Source organism: Paraburkholderia rhizosphaerae (assembly GCF_004366595.1).
In the GTDB taxonomy this organism is placed as follows: domain Bacteria; phylum Pseudomonadota; class Gammaproteobacteria; order Burkholderiales; family Burkholderiaceae; genus Paraburkholderia; species Paraburkholderia rhizosphaerae.
Genome location: NZ_SORE01000076.1, coordinates 1 through 1,102, shown reverse-complemented (window position 1 = coordinate 1,102; position 1,102 = coordinate 1). Strand labels below are relative to the sequence as shown.

The 1,102-nt window shown below is 66.3% G+C and carries 1 protein-coding gene; it reads right to left on the bottom strand.

The genetic code is table 11. The features are described 5' to 3' along the window. The coding region (locus BX592_RS33635) for an ABC transporter ATP-binding protein (protein ID WP_134197637.1) at positions 1–1,102 on the bottom strand (1,102 nt) is incomplete at both ends.

The window sequence follows — 1,102 nt, the reverse complement described above, 5'->3', positions numbered from 1 at the left end:
TCCGACTGGTCGTTATACGAGAAGATCTCGCCATAGCGCCCCCAGTTGATCACCGCATCGAGCGTCTCTTGCGCCGCGCTATCCGACAGGAAGTCTTCCAGTTCCTGCTCGAAGCGCACGCGCGGCGCGCGGTGGCCCGGCCGCTCGTTGAGTACCTTCTTGATCCGCGCGGCCAGCGGCACGTGCCGCAGCAGATGCTCGGCGAACATCATCTTGCGCTCCTGCGTGCCGAACTCCGCGAACACGCGCGCCGGCGGCGTCAGGAAAATATCGCCTTCGCGCACGTCCGCAAACCCGAGGTGCTGCAGCACTTCGGCAATCGGGAACAGGTCGTCCACTTCCAGATGCAGCGAGCGCGCAATCTCCGGCATGTCCGCGCGGCCATGGTACGGCGCGGCCGCCAGCGTCTCGATCAGACCCGCCATCAGGTTGGTCGACACATGCGGCAGCCAGCTGTGCAGTTCGAGCCCCTTGCGGGTCGTCTCGCCGGTCTGGCGCGCGGTCATCTTCGCGTAGATGTCGTCCACCAGCCGCCGGAACGCCGGGTCCAGACGGTTGCGCGGGTGCTTGAACGGCACCTTGATCTCGGCAATCACCCGCCCCGGGTTCGACGACAGCACCAGAATGCGGTCGCACATGAACACCGCCTCCTCGATGTTGTGCGTGACGATCAGCACCGACTTGATCGGCATGCGCCCCTGCGTCCACAGATCCAGCAGGTCGGTACGCAGCGTCTCGGCGGTCAGCACGTCGAGTGCGGAGAACGGCTCGTCCATCAGGAGCAGCGTCGGGTCGACCACCAGCGCGCGTGCGAAACCAACGCGCTGGCGCATGCCGCCCGACAGCTCGCGCGGATACGCATTCTCGAAGCCGTCCAGACCGATCAGGTCGATCGCGGCCAGCGCACGCTCGCGCCGCTCACGTGCCGGCACGCCCTGCGCCTCCAGGCCCGCCTCGACGTTCTGCAGCACGGTCAGCCACGGAAACAGCGCGAACGTCTGGAACACCATCGCGACGCCTTCGGCCGGCCCTTCGAGCGGCTTGCCCATATACGTGACTTCGCCGTCAGTCGGCTCGATCAGCCCCGCGATGATGCGCAATA